This is a genomic window from Ruegeria sp. HKCCA5463, from assembly GCF_013034175.1.
In the GTDB taxonomy this organism is placed as follows: Bacteria; Pseudomonadota; Alphaproteobacteria; order Rhodobacterales; family Rhodobacteraceae; genus Ruegeria.
Genome location: NZ_WQFL01000009.1, coordinates 14,538 through 40,269 on the forward strand (window position 1 = coordinate 14,538; position 25,732 = coordinate 40,269).

The 25,732-nt window shown below is 57.8% G+C and carries 25 protein-coding genes; 4 read left to right on the top strand and 21 right to left on the bottom strand.

Annotated elements, in window-relative coordinates; all coding sequences use genetic code 11:
• Positions 1–60 precede the first annotated feature (60 nt).
• From rplL to rplK, 5 genes are all read right to left on the bottom strand, one after another.
• Positions 61–438 (bottom strand): 50S ribosomal protein L7/L12, encoded by a 378-nt coding sequence (gene rplL, locus GOW09_RS17600; RefSeq protein ID WP_152459178.1) that lies wholly within the window; start codon positions 436–438, stop codon positions 61–63.
• A gap of 79 nt (positions 439–517) precedes the next feature.
• Positions 518–1,036: a 50S ribosomal protein L10 gene (gene rplJ, locus GOW09_RS17605; protein WP_152459179.1), complete on the bottom strand. Its 519-nt coding sequence runs from the start codon at positions 1,034–1,036 to the stop codon at positions 518–520.
• A gap of 322 nt (positions 1,037–1,358) precedes the next feature.
• The gene (locus tag GOW09_RS17610; RefSeq protein ID WP_256368187.1) at positions 1,359–2,123 is read right to left on the bottom strand and encodes a nuclear transport factor 2 family protein; all 765 of its coding nucleotides are present in this window, start codon (positions 2,121–2,123) and stop codon (positions 1,359–1,361) included.
• A 122-nt stretch (positions 2,124–2,245) separates the two neighbouring features.
• Positions 2,246–2,944 (bottom strand): 50S ribosomal protein L1, encoded by a 699-nt coding sequence (gene rplA / locus GOW09_RS17615; RefSeq protein WP_171119843.1) that lies wholly within the window; start codon positions 2,942–2,944, stop codon positions 2,246–2,248.
• A 1-nt stretch (position 2,945) separates the two neighbouring features.
• Entirely contained in the window at positions 2,946–3,395 is a 450-nt protein-coding gene (gene rplK, locus GOW09_RS17620; RefSeq protein WP_037314971.1) for a 50S ribosomal protein L11, read from the bottom strand.
• Positions 3,396–3,777: 382 nt separating this feature from the next.
• On the opposite strand from rplK, the gene GOW09_RS17625 reads away from it, so the two are divergent.
• Positions 3,778–5,007 (top strand): peptidoglycan-binding domain-containing protein, encoded by a 1,230-nt coding sequence (locus GOW09_RS17625; RefSeq protein WP_171119844.1) that lies wholly within the window; start codon positions 3,778–3,780, stop codon positions 5,005–5,007.
• 86 nt (positions 5,008–5,093) lie between these two features.
• On the opposite strand, the gene nusG is transcribed toward GOW09_RS17625, so the two are convergent.
• From nusG to ccoN, 10 genes are all read right to left on the bottom strand, one after another.
• The gene (gene nusG, locus GOW09_RS17630) at positions 5,094–5,627 is read right to left on the bottom strand and encodes a transcription termination/antitermination protein NusG (protein WP_171119845.1); all 534 of its coding nucleotides are present in this window, start codon (positions 5,625–5,627) and stop codon (positions 5,094–5,096) included.
• Positions 5,628–5,826: 199 nt separating this feature from the next.
• The gene (gene secE, locus GOW09_RS17635; RefSeq protein WP_050605011.1) at positions 5,827–6,024 is read right to left on the bottom strand and encodes a preprotein translocase subunit SecE; all 198 of its coding nucleotides are present in this window, start codon (positions 6,022–6,024) and stop codon (positions 5,827–5,829) included.
• Between the two features lie 99 nt (positions 6,025–6,123).
• Entirely contained in the window at positions 6,124–6,282 is a 159-nt protein-coding gene (gene ccoS, locus GOW09_RS17640; protein ID WP_152459183.1) for a cbb3-type cytochrome oxidase assembly protein CcoS, read from the bottom strand.
• Between the two features lie 5 nt (positions 6,283–6,287).
• Positions 6,288–8,465: a heavy metal translocating P-type ATPase gene (locus GOW09_RS17645; RefSeq protein ID WP_171119846.1), complete on the bottom strand. Its 2,178-nt coding sequence runs from the start codon at positions 8,463–8,465 to the stop codon at positions 6,288–6,290.
• Between the two features lie 2 nt (positions 8,466–8,467).
• The gene (locus GOW09_RS17650; protein ID WP_171119847.1) at positions 8,468–8,926 is read right to left on the bottom strand and encodes a FixH family protein; all 459 of its coding nucleotides are present in this window, start codon (positions 8,924–8,926) and stop codon (positions 8,468–8,470) included.
• Positions 8,927–8,928: 2 nt separating this feature from the next.
• The gene (ccoG, locus tag GOW09_RS17655) at positions 8,929–10,356 is read right to left on the bottom strand and encodes a cytochrome c oxidase accessory protein CcoG (RefSeq protein ID WP_171119848.1); all 1,428 of its coding nucleotides are present in this window, start codon (positions 10,354–10,356) and stop codon (positions 8,929–8,931) included.
• Between the two features lie 432 nt (positions 10,357–10,788).
• Complete coding sequence (gene ccoP / locus GOW09_RS17660) at positions 10,789–11,652, bottom strand: cytochrome-c oxidase, cbb3-type subunit III (protein WP_171119849.1); 864 nt, start codon at positions 11,650–11,652, stop codon at positions 10,789–10,791.
• Positions 11,649–11,834, bottom strand: coding sequence for a CcoQ/FixQ family Cbb3-type cytochrome c oxidase assembly chaperone (locus tag GOW09_RS17665; RefSeq protein WP_050605006.1), 186 nt, complete (start codon positions 11,832–11,834; stop codon positions 11,649–11,651). Before GOW09_RS17665 ends, ccoP begins: the two co-directional genes overlap by 4 nt.
• A gap of 12 nt (positions 11,835–11,846) precedes the next feature.
• Positions 11,847–12,575 (bottom strand): cytochrome-c oxidase, cbb3-type subunit II, encoded by a 729-nt coding sequence (gene ccoO, locus GOW09_RS17670; protein WP_152459189.1) that lies wholly within the window; start codon positions 12,573–12,575, stop codon positions 11,847–11,849.
• A 14-nt stretch (positions 12,576–12,589) separates the two neighbouring features.
• Entirely contained in the window at positions 12,590–14,197 is a 1,608-nt protein-coding gene (ccoN, locus tag GOW09_RS17675; protein WP_152459190.1) for a cytochrome-c oxidase, cbb3-type subunit I, read from the bottom strand.
• A gap of 200 nt (positions 14,198–14,397) precedes the next feature.
• Between ccoN and GOW09_RS17680 the strand changes: the two genes are divergently transcribed.
• Entirely contained in the window at positions 14,398–15,237 is an 840-nt protein-coding gene (locus GOW09_RS17680) for a universal stress protein (RefSeq protein WP_171119850.1), read from the top strand.
• Between the two features lie 37 nt (positions 15,238–15,274).
• Here GOW09_RS17680 and GOW09_RS17685 read toward each other — a convergent pair whose 3' ends face one another.
• Together GOW09_RS17685 and fnrL are read right to left on the bottom strand one after the other, a co-directional pair.
• Complete coding sequence (locus tag GOW09_RS17685; protein ID WP_171119851.1) at positions 15,275–15,529, bottom strand: GlsB/YeaQ/YmgE family stress response membrane protein; 255 nt, start codon at positions 15,527–15,529, stop codon at positions 15,275–15,277.
• Positions 15,530–15,600: 71 nt separating this feature from the next.
• On the bottom strand, positions 15,601–16,344 hold the full coding sequence (gene fnrL / locus GOW09_RS17690; protein WP_171119852.1) for a transcriptional regulator FnrL: 744 nt from the start codon (positions 16,342–16,344) through the stop codon (positions 15,601–15,603).
• 61 nt (positions 16,345–16,405) lie between these two features.
• Between fnrL and hemN the strand changes: the two genes are divergently transcribed.
• Together hemN and GOW09_RS17700 are read left to right on the top strand one after the other, a co-directional pair.
• On the top strand, positions 16,406–17,761 hold the full coding sequence (hemN, locus tag GOW09_RS17695) for an oxygen-independent coproporphyrinogen III oxidase (RefSeq protein ID WP_171119853.1): 1,356 nt from the start codon (positions 16,406–16,408) through the stop codon (positions 17,759–17,761).
• Positions 17,762–17,973: 212 nt separating this feature from the next.
• A complete protein-coding gene (locus tag GOW09_RS17700; RefSeq protein WP_171119854.1) occupies positions 17,974–19,902 on the top strand; it encodes an elongation factor G in 1,929 nt (642 codons plus the stop codon).
• Between the two features lie 24 nt (positions 19,903–19,926).
• Here the strand turns inward: GOW09_RS17700 and GOW09_RS17705 are convergent, their stop codons facing one another.
• The 4 genes from GOW09_RS17705 to GOW09_RS17720 are packed head-to-tail and all read right to left on the bottom strand — an operon-like array spanning position 19,927 to position 25,608.
• Positions 19,927–21,504 (bottom strand): ABC transporter ATP-binding protein, encoded by a 1,578-nt coding sequence (locus GOW09_RS17705; RefSeq protein ID WP_171119855.1) that lies wholly within the window; start codon positions 21,502–21,504, stop codon positions 19,927–19,929.
• Positions 21,501–22,607, bottom strand: coding sequence for an ABC transporter permease (locus GOW09_RS17710; RefSeq protein WP_171119856.1), 1,107 nt, complete (start codon positions 22,605–22,607; stop codon positions 21,501–21,503). Before GOW09_RS17710 ends, GOW09_RS17705 begins: the two co-directional genes overlap by 4 nt.
• Positions 22,608–23,702, bottom strand: coding sequence for a microcin C ABC transporter permease YejB (locus tag GOW09_RS17715; RefSeq protein WP_171119857.1), 1,095 nt, complete (start codon positions 23,700–23,702; stop codon positions 22,608–22,610).
• 1 nt (position 23,703) lies between these two features.
• Positions 23,704–25,608, bottom strand: a complete 1,905-nt coding sequence (locus tag GOW09_RS17720; RefSeq protein ID WP_171119858.1) for an extracellular solute-binding protein — start codon at positions 25,606–25,608, stop codon at positions 23,704–23,706.
• Positions 25,609–25,732 lie beyond the last annotated feature (124 nt).

A 25,732-nucleotide genomic window follows, 5' to 3' on the forward strand; every position in this document is an offset into this window, starting at 1 on the left:
CGGATTTCTCCGGACCCAGCCAAATTTTTCGGCACATCAGCGATGCACCTGAGGATAAGCTTAGGCCAGTTCGACTTCGGCGCCAGCTGCTTCCAGCTTGGCTTTGACGTCTTCTGCTTCTGCTTTGTCCACGCCTTCTTTGATCTTGCCGCCGGCTTCGACCAGTTCCTTGGCTTCTTTCAGGCCCAGGCCGGTGATGCCGCGAACTTCTTTGATGACGTTGATTTTCGATGCGCCGGCGTTCTTCAGAACGACGTCGAATTCGGTTTTTTCTTCCTCAGCTGCGCCGCCGGCGTCGCCAGCTGCACCTGCGACCATTACGGCGCCACCAGCTGCGGGCTCGATGCCGTATTCGTCTTTGAGGATGGTTTTCAGTTCTTGTGCTTCCAGCAGGGTCAGACCCACGATGCTTTCTGCGAGTGCTTTCAGATCAGCCATTTTATCAGCTCTTTCCGTTTACAGTGTGTGTTCCAACGTCAGGGCACATGCCCCACGCAGATCATTCAGTGCCAACCGCTTACGCAGCTTCCGCCTTCTCTTCGATGGTGGAAAGGATGCTTGCGATATTGCTTGCAGGTGCGCCAATCGCGCCGGCGATGTTCGAAGCAGGTGCGCCAATGCAGCCAACGATCGAAGCAATAAGCTCCTCGCGAGACGGCATTTTCGAAACAGCTTCGACGCCTTTGCGGTCCAGAGCGTTCTCGCCCATTGCACCGCCAAGGATTTCGAACTTTTTGTTCTCCTTGGCGAAGTCCTCGGCCACCTTGGCTGCTGCCACGGGGTCCTCGGAATAGGTCAGAACGGTCATCCCTGTCAGCAGGTCGGCCATGTTTGCACACGGCTTACCCTCAAGGGCGATTTTGGCGAGCCTGTTTTTGGCAACACGCACGGAACCGCCCGCTTCGCGTGCACGCGCGCGCAGGTCCTGCATCTCGGCAACTGTCAGACCGGCGTAGTGGGCAACCACTACGACGCCAGAGCTTTCGAAGATTTGGCCGAGTTCCTCGACCACTTTCTCTTTCTGGGCTCTATCCACAGTTCTCTCCAAGTTAGGGGCGAAATCTCACCCCGGCTCATATTTGCCGCAGCTTTCGCTCCGGCGTTCAGGTCCTTGTTACGGGATTGGCCAAAATGCGCCCGAGGGTGGGACCCCCAGAATTCTTTGGTCTTACCCGTCTCAGGCAGGGAATTAAGGGACCGAATGGGCCCACCCACCGTCTTGGACGAAACGAAACAAAGCGCACGACGAATCGCACGCTTTGTTCCGCAGGTCTTCTTAGGGCAGATGGAGGGGGTTTCCAAGGGGTAAATTGCACCCAATTCAGATCATACAGCACCCAAATTCCAAGGGCATGTTTTCAGAACTTCCCGTTGTCGTTTTTCCATTCCTCGCGCGGCGGAACCGCTTCGATGGTGCTCCAATGTTCGACGATCTGATCAGCGTCCCAACGATACAAATCATAAAAGCTGGAATGCACCCCATTTCTTTCCCCTTCACACACGCAAAGGACGAAATTTCCCTCTGCCAAAACCCGATGCAAATGCTTGTAGACAAATTTTGACCCGCTTTCGCTTGTTCCTTCCAACACGTTCTTGAGCGCTACGATTCCGTCGGCCATGTCCGGATTGTGCTGTTTTAGATCCTCTGCAACAAAGTCCGCCAATCTGTCAAACCTGCGCTTTATCAGAACGTCTGTTACAAACATGCTGCTAGCGGCCCGGTTTTCTTCCGTCTTCTCAAGATCTGTTACTTCGGTGTGACCATCCAGCATTCCACGCCCAGAAAGGTTTGGACCGCGCAAGGGCTGAATGTTGTCCCAATGCTCTACGGCTTTGCCATCTTCGAACCGAAACACCTCGAACGCGGCGCGCAGGCTACTGAAATCGTACTCGATATGCGCAAAGGCAAAGTCGCCATCCTCGAAAACCCTTTTGAATGTAACCTTGGGTGAGGTTTTGGACAGCCTTGCGAACAGGTCGGCAATACCTTCGCTGCCTTCGTGAGTTTGAGGGTTGTGCTGGATGTACTTCTCTTCATTCACAACCGCTGCCGCCATGGCGTCACCGGTTTCCAATCCCTTAAGAAATCTTTGGAGGAGTTCGCGCTTAGTTTCCATAACCATGGTCCGTTCGATTGCCAGAACTGAAATGCATGCGATTTATCTTCGCACCGAACCCGGCAAAATGAAAATCCCGGGCAGTTTGCACCACCCGGGATCAATTCTTTGCATCAGATTTGTCTGGCTTACTCGCCCGAGGCCTCTGCTACATCAACGGTCACACCGGGGCCCATGGTCGAGCTCAGCGCGATTTTCTTCATATAGGTGCCTTTGGCGCCCGACGGTTTCGCCTTGGCTACAGCCGAGACAAACGCGCGGACGTTTTCAGCCAGTTTGGCTTCGTCGAACGACGCTTTGCCAACACCGGCATGCACAACGCCGCCTTTTTCCGCCTTGAACTGAACTTCACCGCCCTTGGCTGCTTCCACGGCCGCTTTCACGTCCATGGTCACGGTGCCAACCTTGGGGTTCGGCATCAGGTTGCGGGGGCCCAGAACTTTACCCAGACGACCGACGATCGGCATCATGTCCGGGGTGGCAATGCAGCGATCGAATTCGATGGTGCCGCCCTGGATGGTTTCCATCAGGTCTTCTGCACCAACGATATCCGCGCCTGCTTCTTTCGCTTCGTCTGCCTTGGGGCCACGAGCGAAAACAGCAACGCGCATCGCTTTACCGGTGCCGTTCGGCAGGCCGACAACACCTCGAACCATCTGGTCCGCGTGACGGGTGTCAACGCCCAGGTTCAGAGCGATCTCGATGGTTTCGTCGAATTTCGACGTTGCATTGGCTTTGACCAGGGCAACTGCTTCGTCTACCGACAGGTTTTCCTTGCCAGCGACAGCTTCGCGCGCGGCGCGCGTACGTTTACCGAGTTTTGCCATCTTACTTAACCTCGATGCCCATAGAGCGGGCCGAGCCCAGGATGATCTGCATTGCGCCTTCGACGTCGTTGGCGTTCAGATCTTTCATTTTGGCTTCGGCGATTTCGCGAACCTGCTTCGAGGTCACGGTTGCCACGGTCTCACGACCTGGGTTTTCCGCGCCACGGGGGCGGTTACGCTTACCAACCGGCTTCAGACCAGCTGCTTTTTTCAGGTAATAAGACGCGGGCGGCGTCTTGATGTCCATGGTGAAGGACTTGTCCTGATAATAGGTGATCACGGTCGGGCAAGGTGCGCCTTGCTCCATGTCTGCGGTCTTGGCGTTGAACGCCTTGCAGAATTCCATGATGTTGATGCCGCGCTGACCCAGCGCCGGACCAACTGGCGGCGACGGGTTCGCCTGACCTGCAGGAACCTGCAGTTTCATTGTACCAGCAAGCTTCTTGGCCATTTGGTTTTCCTTTCAACTTGGGTGAAACGCGTCCCACCCAGATTATGTTGCGTGGTCCGGTCCGGGATCGCGACCCCGGCAACCTCCCACGAGAGAATCTCGCCCAAAGACGATAAAGGCGGCGTTTACATGGGATCAGGAGAGATGACAAGTGGTTGGAGCACCATTTGGGTTGTACCGAATCAAACCCTGAGAGGATTCTTGCTGCCTGCGTGATTACACGCGAGTGTCCGCGCGACTTCAAATTCCTCTAACAATCTGCAAAGACATGTAAAACCGCCAGTTTGCAGCCAATCGAACGCGACATTGGCGCTTGCTTCGCCATAACGCAGATGACCGTGCTATACTCCTTAAAAATTGTGATTATTGGTGGAGGTTAATTATGATACTTCGTTTAGCTTTAACTCTTGGCATCGCCTTTTCTCTTGCTGCTGCCATCCCTCAAACGGCACGGGCCGACGCTGGAGAGTTTCTTGGTGGTGCGGTCGTCGGCGGGATCGTTGGTTACGCAATTGGCAAGGACCAACAAAAGAAAAAATCTCAGAGAACAACTACATCGAACCGCACCTATCGGTCAGGTATTCCATCGACCACGCAAGGCGCGCAAACTCAGACCGCGCTCAATTACTTCGGGTACAATGCAGGACGCGTCGATGGTCAGGTCGGTCGCGGCACCCGGTCCGCAATCGAGCGCTATCAGGCCTCGATGGGTTATCCTGTAAACGGCTATGATTTTCAGCCGTATCAGTATGACTTTCTGATGCAAGCCTACTATTGGGCCACAAGCGGTGGACAGGCGACGACTCAACTTGCGGGCCAACCGCTTCTGATGGCGTATCGCCGTCAGGTGCAGACGGGATCTGCTTTGGCTACTGCCCCGCAAGCTCCGGCACAAACCGCCCCGGCACAACCTGTTCCGGTTGCGACACCGCAAGAACCTGAGCCGGAGACAACCGAAACAACGTCTGCCAGCCTGCCGAGCCTGTTTTCCGGCGGCACCGGAGGCCCGTCGCTGGCCAATCGCTGTAGCGGGGTCATGCTGCAAACATCTACCAATGGCGGTTATACGACCCTGGCGAACATGTCGGATCCCGACTTTGCGCTCAGCGAACAGTTCTGTCTTGCCCGCAGCTACGCGATGGCGCGCGGTGAAGATCTGATTCAGGATATCCAGGGGCTCACGCCGGATCAGGTGAGTGCTCAATGCGACTCGTATGGTGAAATGGTGGCGCCTCAGGTTGATGCTCTGTCTATCAACTCGAAAACTGAGGCTGAAACCCAGATGCGCAAGCTGGCGCTGGACTCGGGCCTCAGCCCCCAAGATCTTGCCGCGACAAGTAAGGTTTGCCTTGCGATTGGCTATCGTCAGGACAACATGGATGCCGCGCTTGGGTCTGCCCTGATGCTGGTCGCAATGGGTGAGCCCGCCTATGGCGAGCTGATTGGCCACCATCTGCGCGAAGGCTTCGGTGTGCAGAAACGTCGCGATCTTGCGATGCAGTGGTATGACGCGAGCCTGTCGGCACTGGATGCCGGATCGCAGGCTGTGTTCCTGCCTTCCCAGACCGACCGCCCGCAACTCTTGCGCGCGGCCATGGTTCAGGCGCAATAGGTCGATCCGTTTTCAGCGAATACCCAAACAAAAAGCGCCGCGTTGCCCTTGGCATCGCGGCGCTTCAATTCTCGAGGAACGTTTCCTCAGCTCTGCTTGGTAACCTGCGTGAAGTCCAGCTCGACCGGAGTTTCCCGGCCGAAGATCGAAACCGAAACCTTCAGCTTCTGGTTTTCGTCGTCCACACCTTCGACCATGCCGTCGAAATCCTCGAACGGGCCGTCGTTGACTTTGACCTTCTCGCCGACCTCGAAGCTGATCATCAGCTTGGGTGTTTCTTCACCTTCCTGAACACGGTTCAGGATCTGATTCACTTCGGCGTCGCGCATCGGCATCGGGCGGCCTTGCGGGCCCAAGAAACCAGTGACGCGGTTGATCGAGTTGATCAGGTGATACCCCTGATCCGACATTTCCATATGCACCAGAACGTAACCAGGCATAAAGCGGCGTTCGGTCGTGACCTTCTTGCCCCGGCGCACTTCGATCACCTCTTCGGTGGGCACCAGAACTTCGTCGATATCGTCCTCAAGGCCCTGTTCAGCCACCGACGTGCGGATCTGTTCTGCGATCTTCTTTTCGAAATTCGAAAGAACGCTGACCGAGTACCACCGTTTCGCCATGAACCTGTCGTCCTTGTTTGTCTTCGGGGCATCAAGCGTACCGGACACACCCGTCATTAAAATCTTGTCACACCATCCGGAATAAAAAGCGGCGCGCAGCCCGAATCGCCACACGCCCATTCCGAATAGTACCGCGTCACCTACTCTGACATTGCCCGCAGCGCAAGGGGGCAGAGACGTTTCAGCGCGCTGATCCCGTCTAGCTGAAAGCACCCAGGATCAGTTGAAGACCACCCCGAATACCCAAATCGACCAAAGCGAAAAATACAGCCGTCAGCGCCGCCATGATGAAGACCATTACCGTGGTCAACAGCACCTCGCGCCGGGTCGGCCAGACGACCTTGGAGACTTCGGCACGGACTTGCTGAATGAACTGGATCGGATTGGTGGTGGCCATTTGGCGTGTTCTCTCTGCTAGCGGATGGGCCGGACATAGCCGGGCATTGCGGCAATTTCAAGGGCAGTTGGTTCAACTCTGCCTCTATAGGGCATTCGTTCAGGGTTTGGGTTTGTCATCCCATTCGTCGCTCAGGATCCGGCGCGCATCACCTTCGGGGTCTTCGTACTGGTTCGTACGAACGGTATATACGAAGGCAGCCAGACCAACGCCCCCCAGGAACAGGGAAATCGGGATCAGATAAGCAAGCACTTCCATTCAGGTTACCTCAGCCGCAGGGCGTTCATGGACACGGTAATGGACGAGGTCGACATCGCCAAGGCCGCGATCAGCGGTGTCGCCAGTCCGATCACGGCCAGAGGAACGGCGATCACGTTGTAAACGGTTGCGATCTGGAAGTTTTCGCGAATGCGTCTGGTGGCTTTGACGGCCGTGTCACACGCATCCGCAATGGGCGAAAGATCATTGCCCAACAGCACGATATCCGACGCGACCCGCGCCGCATCCAGCGCAGAGGCCGGAGAGATCGACACATGCGCTGCCGCCAAAGCGGCGGTATCGTTCAGCCCGTCGCCAACCATCAGAACTTTGTGGCCTTCATCGCTGAGATCCTGAATGCGTCTTGCCTTGTCCTGCGGTAAAGCCTCGGCGATCCAGTCCGCAATTCCCAGTTTTTCCGCCAAGACGCGCACCGCCCCCTGCGAATCCCCTGAAATCAAAAGTACACGCTTGCCCGAAGTACGCAGGGCATCCATCGCCTCAGCAGCGCCGGGGCGCAACGCGTCCGAGAATCGGAAGGCCACGGGTGCGTCCTCGCCGATTGCAAGCCAGGCCGAAGTATCGGTGCCCTGATCCGCGCCGACCCAGGCCGCCCGCCCCAGACGAACACGTTGACCACGGAATTCGCCCTCGGTGCCATAGCCGGGAACCTCGGCTATTCCCCGCACATTTGCTGGTTTGATCCCTGCCGCACGTGCCGCTTTTGCTAGTGATACGGACAAAGGATGTGCAGAAGCCTCGGCCAGCGCCAGAGCGACCTCGATCTTGGCGCGTGCATGGTCTGCCAGATTGACCAGTTCCGGCGCGCCGGATGTCAGCGTGCCTGTCTTGTCGAATACAACCGTGTCGGCTTCGGACAGCCGCTCCAGTGCCGTGGCGTGCTTGATCAGCATTCCCTTGCGGAACAACCGGCCCGACGCGGCCGTGGTTACTGCTGGCACGGCCAGACCCAACGCACAGGGGCAGGTAATAATCAGAACAGCCGCCGCGATATTCAGCGCCGTGCGCAAGTCACCGGAATAGATGTACCACCCAACAAAGCTGAGCGCCGACAGAATGTGAACACCCGGCGCATACAGCTTGGCGGCCTTGTCGGCCAACGAGGTATAACGGGACCGGCCAGACTCGGCGATGGCGACCAGATCAGCCATACGATGGAGCGACGTGTCTTCCCCGACCGCCGTTGCCCGGATTGTCAACGGACCCGTCAGGTTGACTTCGCCCGCGCTCACAGTCTGTCCGGCTTCGGCAAAGACTGGCACCGTCTCACCCGTCAGAAGGGATCGATCCAGTTCTGACTGACCCGACACGATCTGGCCGTCCACGGGCATGCGCCCACCCGGTCGCACAAGGATCAGATCTCCGACGCGCAACTCGGCAACGGGAACTTCATCTTCAACCCCATCAGCGACACGAATGGCGCGGGGAACTTCCAACGCGGTCAATTCCTCGGCCGCAGATCGCGCCGCGGCGCGGGTGCGGTAATCAAGATACCGTCCGGCCAGCAGAAAGAAGGTCAATGTCAGGGCTGCGTCGAAATAGGCATGCTCGCCGCTCAACGCGGTTTCCCACAGCGACGTGACCAGCGCCAACAGGATCGCCAGCACAATCGGCACATCCATATTCAGCCGTCGCACGCGCAGGGCGCTCCAGGCATTGGCAAAGAACGGCTGGGCCGAGAACGCAATGGCCGGCAGCGCAATGGCCGCTGAAATCCAGTGGAACATGTCCCGCGTTGCATCCGTCGCACCGGACCATACCGACACCGACAGCAACATCACGTTCATGGATGCAAACCCGGCCACGGCCAGCCGCATCAGAAGATCACGCCCGGCCTTGTCTGTCTGCGTTGCGGACAAAGCCCCCGGATCAAGTTCATGTGCTTCGAATCCTGCCTGTTCAAGCACCGGGATCAGATCGCTTGCACGCGTCTCCGGCGTGGCTTTGATCATCGCGCGTTTGAGCGTCAGGTTCACCCGGGCGTCTTCGACGCCGGGTTGCGCGTTCAGTTCACGCTCGACCGTCGCGATACAGGCCGAGCAATGAATGCCCGGCAGCGACAAGGCGATCTGCACATCCTTCGGTATGGGCCGGGCCGGCTCTGCCGGGGCCGCAAGACAGCCCGGGCAGGCTGCTGTGCCGGATGAAAGCTGAGCCGTCATGCTTACCCCTCCACGTAAAGCGGGACGCGCTGCGAGAATTCGGCACCGTTTCCGTCACGCGCCACCAATCGGATGTTCCAGTTGCCCTTGCCCAGTGTAGCAGGCGTGGCATAGGCCGTACCGTCGAACGTAAAATCCGGCACGAAGTCGTCGCGCACATGGGTTGCCCGACCGACCACGGCCTGCAATTCGCTCACCTCAACCGGCGCACCGCTTTCGTCGGTGATGTGCAGGATCAGAAGGCCGCCTTTGGTTTCCGCCCGAACTGTCCAGCCCAGCGCCTGCTGCTCTTTCAGGCGCTCGTTGAACTCCTGACTGGCGACGTAGGAGTTCTTGACCTCCAGCCCGGGAAAGGTTTTCACCGCATTATACGCCAGCACGAGGTTCACCGCGATGATCACGCCAAAAGCGCCGACAAACACGGCAAGGGCGTGCTTTCCGGTGAATTTACGTTCGGCCATGATCAGTTCCCTCGTCCGTTAAACGTGGTGTCCTTGTAGGCGCGTTCGCCGCTGCTGAGGTCTTCGACCCAGATCCGTACTGGTGTCGCCTCTGCTGCGGCCGGATCGCTATCGCGGGAGGCCACGATATATACACGGGTCAATTGTGCCGTATCCGCCGTGACATTCACAGTATCGATATTGGTTCCCTCGATTTCCAGTCGCATCGCCGGATCGCCCGCCAAAGACAGTTTGAACAGACGGTCCTCACCGTGCTTATTGCGCAGTCGAACGTCATAGGTGTTGCGGATTGTACCGTCCGACAGGGTGACGAAAGTGGGGTTGCGCACCGGTGCAACAGTCAGATCGATGTCAGAACGGATGAAGAGTGCAAACAACAGCCCGAACCCGACTAGCGCCCACAATGCGGTGTACATGATCGTGCGCGGCCTCAGAATATGCCTCCAGACATTCTTGGCGGGCTCGCCGGATCGCTCATGCTCTTCATCGCTCAGCGCCATGTAGTCGATCAGCCCTCGTGGCTTTCCGATCTTGGCCATCATGTCATCACACGCGTCGATACAAAGGGCGCAGGTAATACATTCCAGCTGCTGACCATCCCGAATATCGATCCCGACAGGGCAGACATTCACGCAGGCCATACAGTCAATACAATCCCCCAGTTCAGAATCGGCCGTCCGCTTGCCTTTGCCGCGCGGTTCACCCCGCCATTCGCGATAGCCGACAACCAGCGTGTCCTCATCCATCATCGCCGCCTGAATGCGCGGCCATGGGCAGGCATAGATACAGATCTGCTCGCGGGCGAACCCGCCGAAGAAGAAGGTTGTACCCGTCAGGATCAACATCGTCGTGTAGGCAACGGGATGCGCGTTGCCCGTCACAAGATCACGGGCCAGCGTAGGTGCATCCGCGAAATAGAACACCCAGGCACCACCTGTCGCCAAACCGATCAGAAACCAGACCGCCCATTTGGTGGCCCGCAAGCGAGCCTTTCGGAAATCAAGCTTTTCCTGACGGTGCAGGCGCAGGCGGGCGTTTCTGTCACCTTCAATCCACCGCTCGACCAGAATGAACAGGTCCGTCCAGACGGTTTGCGGGCATGCGTATCCGCACCAAACGCGACCCAGAGCGGACGTAAACAGGAACAGACCCAAACCTGCCATGATCAGCAGACCAGCGACAAAGTAGAATTCGTGCGGCCAGATCTCGATCCAGAAGAAATAAAAACGTCGATTTGCAAGATCCAGCAGGACAGCCTGATCAGGCAGGCTGGGGCCGCGATCCCATCTGATCCAGGGTGTCACATAGTAGATGCCCAGTGTCACGATGAGGATGATCCATTTCAGGTTTCGAAACGGCCCCGAAACACGTCTTGGAAAAATCGGCTCACGCGCGGCGTAAAGGCTGGGGGCGGGATCGGAATCGCTCACTGGCTGGCTCCACAAATGGGTCTTCTGAAGACGTCTTGTTCCAGATCATGCCTAGGCGAACTTTGACATGGGTCAAAAAGCGCATCGAGCAAACATCTTTTGAAGATCAGCCCATCTTGCCGGCGCCGGAGATCAGGTGTTTTAGCCGATTTTCAGCCTATTTTGGCGGAAAATCTACTTGTGGCGCGATACCAGCTACACGTGGTACATGCAGTTTTCCAAGTGCCGACCAATTGTCGCAGCCCCGGGTCAGCCCTGCCCGAACGCGGGTGATCAGCCGTCGTTGCAAAGAGTCGTTGCAAAGAACGGAATGGCAAAACAACAGGAATTCAGTGTAAGAAAGCACCGGCTGTTCAGGAAACGCGCGAACAGATGGAACAGCCGGTGCTACAGCCTTCGGGCGGCCAGCCGCCCGAAGGTGCCCTCTAGGTCTTACTGGCCACCACCCAACTGGTGGACATAGGCGGATACCGCACGGATCTGCGCCTCGGTCAGTCGGGTATCCCAGGGCGGCATGACACCAAAGCGGCTGTAAGTCACTGTTTCGGTCAGAGCTTCTTCGCTACCGCCATAAAGCCAGATCGCGTCGGTCAGGTTCGGCGCCCCCTGGAAGATGTCACCTTTGCCATCTTCACCATGGCAGGCCGCGCAGTTGTCTTCGAAGACTACCTTGCCCGCCTGTGCCGCCGCGTCATCGGTCTGAGCGTTGCTCAGCGACATGACATACTGAACCACCTGCGTGATTTCGTCATGCTCCAGGATTTCACCGAAGGCAGGCATCTCGGAATAGCGCGCATCGTCACTTTCTTCGTTCCGGATACCATAGCTGACGGTGTAGACGATATCTTCCATCGTACCACCCCACAGCCAGGCGTCATCCAGCAGGTTCGGGAAACCCGGCGCGCCCTGCGCACCGGAACCGTGGCACTGTGCACACCAGGTACGGAACACGGCACCGCCAGAGTTCACGGCATATTGCTGAAGCTCAGCGTCCTTCGCGATGTCTTCCAATGGTGTTTCTACCAGTTTGGCGTTCCAGGGTGCATTTGCCTCTTCGAATGCGACCATCTCCTGCTGGACCAAAGCCCGTGAAGACCATCCCATGACGCCGGCGGTTGCCGACTGCACCAGGGGCCATGCTGGATACATGATCGTGTAGATCACGCCCCAGAAGATAGTGGCGTAGAAGGTCCACAGCCACCAGCGCGGCATCGGGTTGTCGAACTCTTCGATCCCGTCCCAGCTGTGCCCGGTTGTATTCGGATCACCCGGCTGTTTTTCAGGTGTCTTGCTCATTGCCGCGCCTCCTTGGATGTGGCGGGTTTGTCTTGATGCCGGAAGGGGATGTTGGCGGTGTCCTTGTATTCCTTGCTGGCACCGGGGCGGAAAACCCAGATGACGATACCAACGAAGAAGGCGAACAACAGCAGCAGCATCCAGCTATCCGCGAACTGCCTGAGAATTGTGTATTCTTCCATCACGATCCTCCTTTAGCGGCTTGCGTCCGGGGTGAAGGTCGAGAAATCGACCAACGTGCCCAGCATCTGAAGATAGGCAACCAACGCATCAGCTTCGGTCAACTCGGGCTGGCCGTCGAAGTTGCGCACGTTGACCTTGTCGCCATAGCGCTCCAGCAGCCCGTCATAGTCGCTGTCCGGGTCAGCCTGAGCGAGGAAGTCGGCTTGTGCGTTTTCCAGCATCTCTTCGGAATAGGGCGTCCCGACCAGGGCATTGGCGGCCATCACATCACCGATGTACTTGCCGTCAATTTTGCGGTGTTCGAGGAAGCCGTATTTCGGCATCACGGATTCCGGCACAACGGATTGCGGATCCCGCAGGTGGTCGACATGCCATTGGTCAGAATAGCGGCCACCGACACGCGCCAGATCCGGTCCGGTCCGTTTGGACCCCCACTGGAACGGGTGATCGTACATCGATTCCGCCGCCAGCGAGTAGTGGCCATAGCGTTCGACCTCATCCCGCATCGGGCGGATCATCTGGCTGTGGCAGACATAGCAGCCTTCGCGGATATAGATCTCGCGCCCCGCCATTTCGAGAGGGGTATAAGGGCGCATGCCCTCCACCTTTTCGATTGTGTTCTCAAGATAGAACAGCGGGGTGATCTGAACGATGCCGCCGATGGTCACGACCAGAAAGCTGAAGATCAGCAGGAGGGTCGCGTTGGTCTCGAGGATCTTGTGTTTGTCGAGAATTGCCATTGCTCCGGCCCTCCTTATTCAGCCGGGACCGCGACGGTCAGGCTGGCCTCTTTGGCCGGCGCTTTCCGCACAGTCATCCACAGGTTGTAGCACATGATCAGCGAACCGGCGACGAACATCACGCCACCCAGAGCACGCACCACATACATCGGGAACTTGGCAGCCACGGTGTCGGCGAACGAGTTCACCAGGAAGCCGTTGGCATCCACTTCGCGCCACATCAGGCCTTCCATGATACCGGTGACCCACATCGACGCGGCGTAAAGCACGATGCCGATGGTGGCGAGCCAGAAGTGCCAGCTGACCATCTGCAGCGAGTACAGACGCTCACGCTTCCACAGGACGGGCACCAGGAAGTACAGCGCACCGAAGGTGATCATGCCGTTCCAGCCCAGCGCGCCCGAGTGCACGTGACCAATGGTCCAGTCTGTGTAGTGCGACAGCGAGTTCACCGCGCGGATCGACATCATCGGGCCTTCGAAGGTGGACATGCCGTAGAAGCCGACCGAGATCACCATCATCCGGATCACCGGGTCAGTGCGCAGCTTGTCCCATGCGCCCGACAGAGTCATCAGACCGTTGATCATACCACCCCAGGACGGCATCCACAGGACCACCGAGAACACCATGCCCAGCGTCGAAGCCCAGTCAGGCAGCGCGGTATAGTGCAGGTGGTGCGGACCGGCCCAGATATACAGGAAGATCAGTGCCCAGAAGTGGATGATCGACAGCTTGTACGAGAATACAGGGCGTTCGGCCTGTTTCGGGATGAAATAGTACATCATGCCCAGGAAGCCGGCAGTCAGGAAGAATCCCACCGCGTTGTGGCCGTACCACCACTGGATCATGGCGTCTTGTACGCCCGACCAGACGATGACCGATTTCGAACCCCAGATGCTGACAGGAACGGTCATGTTGTTGACCAGGTGCAGCATCGCAACGGTGACGATAAAGGCCAGGTAGAACCAGTTGGCCACATAGATATGCGGCTCTTTCCGCTTGACGATCGTGCCCAGGAACACGGCCAGGTAGGCGACCCAGACAATGGTCAGCCACAGATCGACATACCATTCAGGCTCGGCATATTCCTTGGACTGCGTTCCGCCCAGAACATAGCCCGTCGCCGCCAGCACGATGAACAGCTGATAGCCCCAGAAAACGAACCAGGCCAGATTGCCGCCCCAAAGACGCGCGGCGCTGGTACGTTGAACGACGTAGAACGACGTTGCGATCAGCGCGTTGCCACCAAAGGCAAAAATCACTGCCGACGTATGCAGCGGACGCAAACGACCGAAATTCAGATACCCCTGTGCCCATTCAAAGTTCAGCACCGGAAAGGCGAGCTGAAACGCGATGAAGGTCCCGGCCAGAAACCCGACCACGCCCCAGAAGGCGGTTGCGATCACGCCATAGCGGATCACGTCATCCATGTATTCGCCCGAGCGATCGACTAGAATATCTGGCTCGTCAGTGTTTCGAAGCGTCCAGATAAACAGGCCACCGGCGATAAGCATCACCAGCAGTGCATGTACCTGATACGCCAAATCGCGTGCATAATTGGTTCCGATCGCTGCAAACAGCGCGATCAGACCAAGCACGATCAGCTTGATGTAATTCGACATATTGCGTCCCTTTGCCATGCCCCGCGCGTTTTTGATTCTTGTACGCGCGAAACCCATTTGACTGGCTGCCGTTCTGAAGCACGGCAGCTGTTACTGCTTTGATCTGTATCAAGACAGTTCTGCGTTTTCTGTGACACGCATTGTAGAGGAAATAGGCCGACTGGTCACATGAGACCAAATGCCCGAATCATGAGGTCGCAATGACTTACAAATCACTACTCACTGTCATGACCGAAACGCAGACGGCACCCGCCGCTCTGGCGCAGATGGTGGCCCTGGCAGAATCGCAGGATGCACATGCCGAAGCCCTGTGCCTTGGCGTCGATCGCAGTCAGACAGGTTATTACTATGCGGGTGCCAATGCGCTTATCGTTCAGGAAACACTGAGCCGGGCCAATGCCGAGGCCCAGGAGCTGTTGAACTTTGCCAATGACTACCTTGGCAAGTCCGGCGTTCGCTGGTCCGCCGAGCACGGCGTCGCTCAGATCGCCGATATCGGACGCCATGTTGCGCATAGGGCACGGTTTTCCGATCTGGTGGTCCTGCCGCACCCTTATGGCAAAGACCGCGGTGCCGAGGCCGAACCCATCATCGAAGCCGCCATGTTCGAAGGGCATTGCCCGGTTCTGGTCGTACCGGACGACGCCGAGCCCCTGACGGTGCCGCGCAATATCATGATAGGTTGGAACGAAAGCGTAGAGGCCATGTGCGCCATTCGTCACGCCCTGCCCTTCCTGAAACAGGCCGAGCTGGTCCGAATCGTGGTCATCGATCCGCCCCGCCATGGGCCGGACCGGTCTGATCCAGGCGGAATGCTGTCACAGATGCTGGCGCGACACGGGGTCAAATGTGAGATTGATGTGCTGAGCAAAAGCATGACGCGCGTGTCGGATATTCTCAACCGCCACGCATCCGATACAGAATCAGATCTGATCGTCATGGGCGCTTACGGTCATTCCCGTTTTCGCGAGGCCATTCTGGGCGGCGCAACACGCAACATGCTGGAGCAGTCTACCGTACCGGTATTCCTGGCTCATTGATCCGCCCTTCAAAAGCCGCCCGACTTGGCGGCTTTTGTCATCCTCTGCGGATCAGGCCTATCAGGAACAACAGGATCACGGCACCTGCTGTTGCGAAGAGGATAGATGACAGCAGGCCGCCGCCAACGGCGAATCCAAGCGCCGGAAAAATCAACCCCGCCAGAAACGCACCTAAGATTCCGACAACTATGTTTCCGAAAAGACCAAAACCCCGGCCCTCCATAATCTTTCCGGAAAGCCAACCGGCGATTGCGCCGACCAAAAGCATTGCCAACAAACTGGTAAATTCCATGTCGATCTCCTGAATCAGACATTCCTGCGAACAAGACCGCGACGGCTGTTGGCGGTCAAAAACCTTTCGCGTCAGACCGGAAAGCCGCCATCCGAATCGTCACCTGCCTCTTCCATCAGGCGGCCCAGATCGGGGATGGTCACGTGTCGCTTTCCTTCAAGTGTGATCACCCCGTCTTTTTTCAAAGCTGATATCTGGCGACTGACCGTTTCCAATGTCAAACCCAGGTAATCCGCCATTGCTTCTCGGGTCAGGGGCAGGTCGAACACGATAGATCCAGTCAGACCCTTTTGGCTGACCGAAGCGTCCCGGCGCGCAATGATCGACAGCAGGCTGGCGATCTTCTCACGCGCCGTTTTGCGCCCCAGAACCAGCATCCACTCGCGGGCGGCATCAAGCTCGTCCAAAGTCATCTGCAAAAGACGATGGGCAATATGCGGGGTGTGGTCCATCAACTCTTCGAACGGTTTCTTGCGGAAACAGCACATCACGACATCCGTCGTGGCCTGAACATCATAAGGCGCAGTATCGCGACCCGGGCGGCCAACGAAGTCGCTTGGCAGCAGCAGACCAACCATTTGGGTGCGGCCATCTTCCATCGTCTGAGTCAACGATGCGATTCCGGCCACAACCGAGCCGACAAAACTCATCTGATCCCCAGACCAGATGATCGTCTGACCAGCCTCAAAACTGCGGTAATATTTTATGCTTTCAAGCTCTTCCAGCTCATTGGCATCACAACGGGCACAGACGGCGCGATGACGAATCGGGCAATCTCCGCAATTTGAATGGTCAAATTGTGCTTTTACTGTCATGCGCGTTCCCACTTGATCTCCATCAAAGCACCTGTGTCGCCTGTCGCATAAGGGTATCGCCATGATAGTGAAACCACAATTGGCAAAGCTTGGACTTTTTGACGCGAAAGTACCGCGTTACACAAGCTACCCCACCGCCCCCCACTTCAGCAACGACGTGGGAGCAGATATGTTCGGCGACTGGATTTCCGGGATCAAACCCGGCAGTGCAATTTCGCTGTACATTCATGTCCCATTCTGCCGCAGGCTATGCTGGTTCTGTGCCTGCCGAACACAAGGGACACAAACCGATAATCCGGTAATCGCCTATGTCGATGTTCTGAAGGCCGAACTGGACCTTCTGGCGGCACGTCTACCTGAAGGAGTGGTTCTGTCGCGCCTGCACTGGGGCGGCGGCACACCAACATTGCTGAACGCCCAATTGATGCGCGAATTGGCACAACACATCCTGGGTATCGTGCCCATGGGGCCGAATGCCGAATTCTCGGTCGAGATCGACCCGAACGAGATTGACGAGGCGCGTTTGGATGCGCTGGCAGACGCGGGCATGAACCGCGCCTCGATTGGGGTGCAGGATTTCGATGACGAAATCCAAAAAACCATAGGCCGTATTCAAAGCTACGACACCACGCGCGACGCCATCGACATGATCCGTGAACGTGGCATCACCAGCCTGAATGCGGATATCCTTTACGGTCTGCCACATCAGACCAAGGCGCGCATGACGGAAAGCGTGCAGAAACTCCTGTCGCTCAACCCGGATCGCGTGGCACTTTACGGTTATGCCCACGTGCCTTGGATGGCCAAGCGGCAGCAGCTGATTCCGTCGGACGCCCTGCCCACACCGGAACAGCGCCTTGAACTGTTCGACACGGCCCGACGTTTGTTCCTTTGGGACAATTATGCTGAGATCGGTATCGACCATTTCGCCACTCAGGATGACGGTCTGACCCACGCTTTGCGCGCGGGCCGCCTCAAGCGGAACTTCCAGGGTTACACCGACGATCAGGCCGATGTTCTGATTGGTGTCGGGGCCAGCTCGATCTCTCGTTTCCCGCAAGGTTACGCGCAGAACGCTCCGGCCACCTCTGCCCATACCAAAGCCATTCGCGATGGGCAGTTTTCGACTTCCCGAGGGCACCTCTTCAAAGGTCAGGACATTCTGCGTGCCCGTCTGATCGAGGCATTGATGTGCGATTTCAAGATCGACTCGGCGGAAATCCTGCGGGATCACGATATTTCGGCCTCTGACTTGGACGAGATGTACCGCGCAGCCAACGCATCTTTCGACGGGATGCTGCAAATCACTGAAGCCGGGCTTTTCATACCGCCCGAAGCGCGGGCGCTGACCCGGATGATCGCCCGCAGCTTTGACGCCTATGACCTCAGCAAAGCCGGGCACAGCTCGGCCATCTGACCCTTTTTCGGCGGGCAACATTCGGCCCGTGACGCGCAAAACACATCAGGGGCTTGACGCACGCCTGCGGTTTTTCCCACACTCATGTTGTAGGGCGGCATCTCGCTCTGCGGTCTGAGGCGGGCAAAATACAGACAATCCTTGTCGGCGCCAACGCGTCGGTCGGTCCCTTTCGTGTAGCCAATCTGCAACCTGAAAGAGGGACAACACTCATGCGCGTTTTCACCGTCCTCGGGCCCAGCCAAACGGGCAAATCTACGCTTGTCGAGGCCATCAGCCGCCTCGACGGGCGCCCCACCACATTCGATGTTTCCGGAACCGTGCATTTGCACGGTTTTTCTTACCTGGACGAGCCCTGGTGCGCGATCGACGTCGATGGGGGCGGCGATGCACTGGCCTATGTCGGCCCTGCAATGGCGATTTCGGACGCCGCCGTGGTCGTGGTGCCCCCCGACCCGAATGCCGCCGTTCTGTGCGCGCCCTACCTGCGATTGGTCGAAGAGGCCGGCATCCCCTGTTTTCTGTTCATCAACCGGATGGACAACCCCAATGGCCGCGTCCGCGATATCATCGCCGCTCTGCAAACATACTGCACCCACCACATTGCCCTGCGTCAGGTGCCGATCCGCGAAGGGGATACGATCATCGGGGCGGTTGATCTGATCTCGGAACGGGCCTGGAAATATCAGGAGGGCCAGCCCTCGGCCCTGATCGAACTGCCTCAATCCGTCGAAGACCGCGAGCAGGAAGCGCGAACCGAGCTGCTCGAAACCCTGTCCGATTTCGATGACAACCTGCTGGAACAGCTGATCGAAGACAAACAGCCGCCAAGTGACGAGGTCTATGATCTGGCAGCACAGGTTTTGCAGAACCATCAGTTGATTCCCGCCTGCCTGGGTGCCGCGAGCCATGGCAACGGGCTGACGCGTCTGATGAAGGCGCTGCGGCACGAAGCCCCCGAATTTGACATCGCCGCCGGGCGCGACGAGGCCGCAGACAGCGCCCGCGCCATTGCCGGTTTTGCAGATGTCAAAAAGCACATCGGAAAAATCGTGGTTCTGCGCGGCCTGGGGGACGGCGTGCAAGCCCATGAAGCCTTGGGCGGTGAGACCGTCGGCAATCTGACAACGCTGGATGCCAAAACCCAGATCGCCACGCTTGAGGCCGGGCAGATTGGTCTGGCGGTGAAATCCGATCACCTAAACCCCGGCTACATCTACGACAGCAATTCGGCGACGGAACTGCCGGAATGGGCAGCCTCGCATCCGGTGGCGCATCGTCAGATCGTCTCGCCCGCGCATGAGCGGGACGATGTGCGCCTGTCAAACGCCCTGAGCCGTCTGGCCGAAATCGACCCCGGCCTTCACCTGCAACAGGATGAGCTTACCGGACACGCCGTTCTTGGGTCTCAAGGTCCGCAGCACATGCGACGCGTAACCGCCAAATTGGCCGAGGATTTCGGGATCGAGATTGAAGCCGACCCGGTCGAAACCGCCTATCGCGAAACCATCCGAACACCTGTCGAACATCGCCACAGACACCGCAAACAATCCGGCGGGGCTGGGCAGTTCGCGGATGTCGTGATCTCGGTCGCGCCGCTGCCGCGCGGATCTGGGTTCCAGTTCGAAGAGGTGGTCAAGGGCGGCGCGGTGCCCAAGAATTACATCCCATCCGTGGAACAGGGCGCCAGAGACGCGCTGGAGCAAGGCCCCGAGGGCTTTCCGGTGGTGGATGTGAAGATCACGCTGCATGACGGCAAACATCACAACGTGGACAGTTCCGATTATGCCTTCCGCACCGCGGGCAAGAACGCCGTGCGCGAAGCGCTGCCACAGGCCAAGCCCGTTGTTTTGCAGCCAATCCTGAACGCCGAAATCCACCTGCCTTCTGATTTTGTCGGCGACCTCGTGCCGACGATCAGCTCTCTGCAAGGGCAGGTTCTGGGATTTGAGGGCAACCCAAACGCATCAGGCTGGGAGATTTTCAACGCCCTGATTCCCGCCGTGGCCGAGGATGAGTTGCATCGCACTCTTGCCAGTGCCACGCGCGGAACCGGGTGGGTCAAGCTGAGCTTTGATCACTATGAAGAACTGCGCGGGCCGGTGCCGAAAACGGCGGCCAAAGAGAAAGCCAGCGCCTGATGGACTGACGGTGGCGGGCTGATTTCAGCCCGCCGCAGCAATCAATTCGCGGGTATAGTCGGTCTGGGCATTTTCGAACAAATCCTCGGCCGTGCCCATTTCAACCACATCTCCGTTTCGCATGACGATCACCTTGTGCGACATCGCCCGCACAACTTTCAGGTCATGGCTGATGAACAGATAAGCCAGCCCGTATTTCTTTTGCAGGTCGCGCAGCAGATCGACGATCTGAACCTGAACCGTCATGTCCAGCGCGCTGGTCGGTTCGTCCAGAACCAGCAGCTTGGGGCGCAAGACCATCGCGCGCGCAATCGCGATGCGCTGACGCTGACCGCCCGAAAACTCGTGCGGATACCGGTCCATCGCCGCAGGATCCAGGCCCACTTCGGTCATCACCTCAGCGACCAGCTCGCGCGGCGCGCGATGAGGATCAATGTTGTGAATGGCCAGACCTTCCGCGATGATCTGCTGACAGGTCATGCGTGGGCTGAGGCTGCCGAACGGGTCCTGAAACACGATCTGCATATCCTTGCGCAGCCGGCGCAGCTCTCGCGTGGACCATTTTCGAACATCCTGATCGCGGAAGGTGATGCCGCCTTCGGACGCGATCAGACGCATGATCGCCAGCGCCAGCGTGGTCTTGCCCGACCCGCTTTCGCCCACGATCCCCAAGGTCTCACCCGCGCGCACGCTCAGCGTGGCGTCATTCACCGCCTTCACATAGCCGACCGTGCGTTTCAGAAACCCGCGTTGGATCGGGAACCAGACCTTCAGGTGATCGGTGCGCGCGACTTCCTCGGCATCTGTTGCAACGGCGTCTGGCTGACCCGAAGGTTCCGCGGCCAGGAGCTTGCGGGTATAGGGGTGCTGCGGGTTGTCGAAGATCTCGGCGGTCGCGCCGGTCTCGACGATCTCACCATCCTTCATCACGCAAACCCGGTCGGCGATGCGCCGCACGATGCCCAGATCGTGGGTGATGAACAGCATCCCCATATTTTCGGATTTCTGCAAACTGGCCAGCAACTCGAGGATCTGTGCCTGAATGGTAACATCCAACGCCGTTGTCGGTTCATCGGCGATCAGGATGTCCGGCTTGTTCGCCAGCGCCATGGCGATCATCACGCGTTGCCGCTGTCCGCCAGACAACTGGTGCGGATAGCTGTCCAGCCGGTCTTCGGGGTCGCGGATACCGACCTTGTTCAACAATTCAAGAATTCGTTCGCGCGCGACATCACCCGTGACCCCCTGATGCAGGGCCAGCGATTCCGCCATCTGCTTCTGGATCGTGTGCAGCGGGTTCAGCGATGTCATCGGCTCTTGGAAAATAAAGCTGATGTCATTGCCGCGCACATCCATCAGGCGTTGCTCCGAGGCGCCGATCATCTCCTGTCCGTCATAGGTGACGGACCCTTCGACGATCGCGCTGTCGCCCAGCAAAGATACGGTGCTGAGCGCGGTGACAGATTTGCCCGATCCGGATTCGCCCACCAGCGCCACGGTTTCCCCACGATCGACATGGAATGACACGCCCCGGACCGCAGCACTGATCTGACCGTCCTGCCGGAACGAGACTTTCAGGTTGTTTACATCCAGCAGGCTCATGAGAAGGTCTTTCTGGGATCGAACGCATCCCGCACGCCTTCAAAGATGAAGACCAGCAGGGACAGCATGATGGCAAAGGTGAAAAAGGCCGTGAAGGCCAGCCATGGGGCCTGAAGGTTCTGTTTCGCCTGCAAGGTGAGCTCCCCCAGCGAGGGGGCCGAAGACGGAAGACCAAAACCCAGGTAATCCAGCGAAGCCAGCCCGCCTATGGTGCCCGTAACGATGAAGGGCATGAAGGTCAGCGTGGCCACCATTGCGTTGGGCAGCATGTGGCGGAACATAATGGTCATGTTGCCCACACCCAATGCCCGTGCAGCGCGCACATATTCAAGGTTTCGCGCCCGCAGGAATTCTGCGCGCACCACGCCAACCAGCCCGGTCCAGCTGAACAGGATCATCAACGCGACCAGCAGCCAGAAACTTCGCCCCAATACCGCGAACATGATGATGATGACGTAAAGCGATGGTGTCGCTGACCAGATCTCGATGATCCGCTGAAAGATCAGATCCAGCCAACCGCCGAAGAAACCCTGTATGGCACCGGCAAAAACACCGATCAGGCTGGCAGCGCCCGTCACCAACAGCGTGAACAGGATCGACAAGCGGAAGCCGTAAATCACCCGTGCCAGCACATCGCGCTTGGTGTCATCGGTGCCCAGCAGGTTCTGGCCGTTGGGCGGCAAAGGTGCGGCCCCGGGGCGGTCCACAGACGTGTTGTAGGAATAAGGGATCAGCGGCCAAAGCGACCAGCCACGCTCGAACCCCTCCGCCTGGAACGTGCCGGCGTCGATCTGTTCGATAATGCCTTCGGGATCGTCAAAACACTGCTCAAGCCCGCCACTGTCTATCAGGCACTGAACCTCGGGGTCGCGATAGATCGCCTCTGTCTGGAAGTCTCCGCCAAAATCGGTTTCCGCGTAGAAGTTGAAGACCGGCATGTAGAACTCGCCCCGGTACTTCACCAGAATCGGTTTGTCATTGGCGATGAACTCGGCAAACAGCGACAGGCCGAACAACACGGCGAAGATGATCAACGACCAGAAGGCGCGCTTGTTTCGGCGAAAGTTGCTCCAGCGGCGCTGGTTCAGGGGGGACAATGCCATTTACCCCTCCCGCTTTTCAAAATCGATACGCGGGTCGACCAGCACATACATCAGATCGCTGATGATGCCGACCACCAGCCCCATCAGGCCAAAGATGAACAGCGTGCCGAAAATCACCGGGTAATCCCGCGCCACGGCGGCTTCAAAACCCAGACGTCCCAAACCATCAAGTGAGAAGATCGTTTCGATGATGATCGAACCTCCGAAGAACACGCCTATGAACACAGCCGGAAATCCGGCTATGACGATCAGCATCGCGTTGCGGAACACATGGCCATACAGCACCTTGCGTTCGCTCAGGCCTTTGGCGCGGGCGGTCATGACATATTGCTTTTTGATTTCATCAAGAAAAGAGTTCTTGGTCAGCAGCGTCAGTGTCGCGAAGGCCGAGATCGTCAGCGCAATGGTCGGCAACGCGATATGCCAGAAATAATCTGCGATCTTGCCAAAGAGACTCAGGCTGTCCCAGTTGTCGGATGTCAGCCCCCGAAGCGGGAAGATCTGCCAATAGGATCCACCGGCGAAAAGCACCAGCAGTAGAATGGCAAACAGGAAGCCAGGGATCGCATAGGCCACGATGATCGCTGCGCTGGTCCACGTGTCGAACTGCGAACCGTCCCTGATCGCCTTGCGAATGCCCAGAGGGATCGAAACCAGATAGGCAATCAGCGTTGACCACAGGCCCAGCGAGATCGAGACCGGCATTTTCTCGAGCACCAGATCAATCACGCTGATCGAGCGGAAATAGCTCTCGCCGAAGTCCAGCGTCAGATAGTTGCCCATCATGATCAGAAAACGTTCCAAGGGCGGTTTGTCGAAGCCGAACTCCTTTTCAAGTTCAGCAATGAACTCGGGCGGCAGGCCCCGCGCACCGACATATTTGTCGTCGAAAACGCCGCCCGCCGGCTCTGCCCCCGCGCCGGCATCGCCCGCACCCGCAAAACCGGCGAAAACATCCCCCTGACCTTCGATCTGGGCAATGATCTGCTCGACCGGTCCGCCAGGCACGAATTGTACTAGCGTGAAGTTGACGATCATGATGCCCAGAAGGGTCGGGATGATCAGCAACAAACGTCTTAGAATATAGGCGCCCATGTTATCGCAGCGCGCCTTTCGCTTTCAGTGCGGCCTCTTTTTCCGGATTGATCCACCACAGATCCAGATAGCCCAAGGAATAAGGCGGCAGGTTTTCCGGGTATTCATACATATCGTAATATGCCACCCAGTGGTCAGCGATGTATCCTACGGGGATCACGAAGAACTCGTACCGCAAAGCGCGATCCAACGCCTTCAACGCCGTGTCCTGATCCGCCTGATTGTCGGTATCAAAGGATGCTTCGATGATTGCGTCAACCAATGGGCTTGCCAATCCGGCCGGGTTGAAAAGACTGAATGCGGCCTCTTCCGAGCCGTACATCTGACTCAACCCGCCACCGGTCGACAAAAAAGACCCGTAACGTGTGGAATAGACCATGTCATAGTCCCGCTCGCGGCTGCGCAGCGTGTATTGCGCCGGGTCAACCTTTTCCGCCGACGCATCCACGCCAATGGCTTGCAGGTTCTGGACATAGGTTTCAATCATCGTGGCCGTCGAAGTCGGCAGATTTGAAGGATAGGGGAAATCCACCTTGAGCGTCTGTCCTTCCGCGTTGCGCCGCACGTTGCCATCGCCGACAGGCCACCCGGCCTCGTCCAGCAATTTCGCGGCTTTTCGCAGATTTCTGCGATCGTTCAGGCGCGCGGGGTTTGACTCGTGAACCGTCACGGCAGGTTCTGAAAGAAGGTCCTCGCGCACAACCTCACCCAGCGCTTGAAGAAACGCCAGTTCATCGCCCTCGGGCAGGCCTTGCGCTTCCAGCGGGGTGCCTTGTGTAAAGGAATTGCGCGGTGAATTCAGACCAAACAGCAGGGATTCATTTGCCCATTCGAAATTGAAGGCCAAGGCAAGGGCCTTGCGTACGTTTTTGTCGGAGAACTGCGGTTTTCCGAGGTTGAAGACGAAGCCTGACGGTGTTGGCGGGCTGCCATCCGGTATCTCGTCCCGTACGATCACTCCTTCGTTCAGCTTCGGAAAATCATACGCCGTCGCCCAAAGCTTGGGATCACTTTCAATCCGCAGCGTGTACTCACCGGCCTTGAACCCCTCGAACGCCGCTGTCTGATCGGCGAAATACTCGACGCGAATGGTATCGAAATTGTTACGACCAACATTGAATGGCAGATCTTTACCCCAATAGTCGTCGCGTCGCTTGTAAACGATACGGCGATTGATGTCATAGCTGTCGAGTTTGTAGGGGCCCGAGCCGACCGCAACTTCCAGACGCGGCTCATCCAGACGCCGGGACTCGTCCGCCTCGAACCATGCTTTCGAAAAGACGGGGGTCGACCCAACGGTCTCGATCAAACTGCGGCGTGTGACTTCCGGATTGAACGTGAACTTGACCGTGTGATCATCCAGCGCTTCGGCCCCCGTCACCATGCGGCCCACGGCCTGGGCGTACGAAGGCAGGCCCTGTTCGATGAACAGGCGGTGGCTGTAGACAACATCCTCGGCCGTCACCGGCGTGCCATCCCAAAAGGTTGCTTCGGGTCGCAAATGGAAAATGACGTAGTTGCGCCCTTCATCATATTCCAGACTTTCCGCCAGCACGCCGTAATACTGCCCGACACCGTCATCAGAGCTTTCGAACAGGCGATCATATTGCAGCGTCGTCAAGGCGCCTGCGCGCCCCTTGCGGGAATAGGGATTCAGGGAATCGAACGTCCCCGAAGCCGCCAAGGACAACTCACCACCTTTGGGCGCATCTGGATTCACGTAATTCAGATGCGGATAGTCAGCAGTGTAATCCAGATTGCCGAAATACGAATATCCATGACTGCGGGTAACCCCCTCATCCAATGCCAAAGCGGCTTGCGGTGAGAGCAGAACAGCACAAAGCCCGAATATGCCAGCCAATGGCCTGACCTTAAGATCACGTGCAGCAGGCATTAGGGATATCATGGGGCTCATCCTCTGGGTTATTGTAATCTTTTATGTCGCATACGCTAGCTAAAGTGCCAACGCTGACAGTTTCAAGTTTAGAATGCGTGAGCGCTTTGTGAAGTTCCCTTCAGACAAAAAAAGC

Excerpts from the sequence above, each read along its gene's own strand:
- GOW09_RS17720 (WP_171119858.1), bottom strand. The coding sequence starts at position 25,608 with ATGATATCCCTAATGCCTGCTGCACGTGATCTTAAGGTCAGGCCATTG.
- GOW09_RS17610 (WP_256368187.1), bottom strand. The coding sequence starts at position 2,123 with ATGGTTATGGAAACTAAGCGCGAACTCCTCCAAAGATTTCTTAAGGGA.
- ccoS (WP_152459183.1), bottom strand. The coding sequence starts at position 6,282 with ATGGAAGTGCTTGCTTATCTGATCCCGATTTCCCTGTTCCTGGGGGGC.
- ccoP (WP_171119849.1), bottom strand. The coding sequence starts at position 11,652 with ATGAGCAAGACACCTGAAAAACAGCCGGGTGATCCGAATACAACCGGG.
- ccoN (WP_152459190.1), bottom strand. The coding sequence starts at position 14,197 with ATGTCGAATTACATCAAGCTGATCGTGCTTGGTCTGATCGCGCTGTTT.
- rplL (WP_152459178.1), bottom strand. The coding sequence starts at position 438 with ATGGCTGATCTGAAAGCACTCGCAGAAAGCATCGTGGGTCTGACCCTG.
- GOW09_RS17650 (WP_171119847.1), bottom strand. The coding sequence starts at position 8,926 with ATGGCCGAACGTAAATTCACCGGAAAGCACGCCCTTGCCGTGTTTGTC.
- GOW09_RS17625 (WP_171119844.1), top strand. The coding sequence starts at position 3,778 with ATGATACTTCGTTTAGCTTTAACTCTTGGCATCGCCTTTTCTCTTGCT.
- GOW09_RS17710 (WP_171119856.1), bottom strand. The coding sequence starts at position 22,607 with ATGGCATTGTCCCCCCTGAACCAGCGCCGCTGGAGCAACTTTCGCCGA.
- hemN (WP_171119853.1), top strand. The coding sequence starts at position 16,406 with ATGATAGTGAAACCACAATTGGCAAAGCTTGGACTTTTTGACGCGAAA.
- nusG (WP_171119845.1), bottom strand. The coding sequence starts at position 5,627 with ATGGCGAAACGGTGGTACTCGGTCAGCGTTCTTTCGAATTTCGAAAAG.
- GOW09_RS17715 (WP_171119857.1), bottom strand. The coding sequence starts at position 23,702 with ATGGGCGCCTATATTCTAAGACGTTTGTTGCTGATCATCCCGACCCTT.
- rplA (WP_171119843.1), bottom strand. The coding sequence starts at position 2,944 with ATGGCAAAACTCGGTAAACGTACGCGCGCCGCGCGCGAAGCTGTCGCT.
- GOW09_RS17645 (WP_171119846.1), bottom strand. The coding sequence starts at position 8,465 with ATGACGGCTCAGCTTTCATCCGGCACAGCAGCCTGCCCGGGCTGTCTT.
- GOW09_RS17700 (WP_171119854.1), top strand. The coding sequence starts at position 17,974 with ATGCGCGTTTTCACCGTCCTCGGGCCCAGCCAAACGGGCAAATCTACG.
- GOW09_RS17680 (WP_171119850.1), top strand. The coding sequence starts at position 14,398 with ATGACTTACAAATCACTACTCACTGTCATGACCGAAACGCAGACGGCA.
- fnrL (WP_171119852.1), bottom strand. The coding sequence starts at position 16,344 with ATGACAGTAAAAGCACAATTTGACCATTCAAATTGCGGAGATTGCCCG.
- rplK (WP_037314971.1), bottom strand. The coding sequence starts at position 3,395 with ATGGCCAAGAAGCTTGCTGGTACAATGAAACTGCAGGTTCCTGCAGGT.
- GOW09_RS17665 (WP_050605006.1), bottom strand. The coding sequence starts at position 11,834 with ATGGAAGAATACACAATTCTCAGGCAGTTCGCGGATAGCTGGATGCTG.
- secE (WP_050605011.1), bottom strand. The coding sequence starts at position 6,024 with ATGGCCACCACCAATCCGATCCAGTTCATTCAGCAAGTCCGTGCCGAA.
- GOW09_RS17705 (WP_171119855.1), bottom strand. The coding sequence starts at position 21,504 with ATGAGCCTGCTGGATGTAAACAACCTGAAAGTCTCGTTCCGGCAGGAC.
- GOW09_RS17685 (WP_171119851.1), bottom strand. The coding sequence starts at position 15,529 with ATGGAATTTACCAGTTTGTTGGCAATGCTTTTGGTCGGCGCAATCGCC.
- ccoO (WP_152459189.1), bottom strand. The coding sequence starts at position 12,575 with ATGGCAATTCTCGACAAACACAAGATCCTCGAGACCAACGCGACCCTC.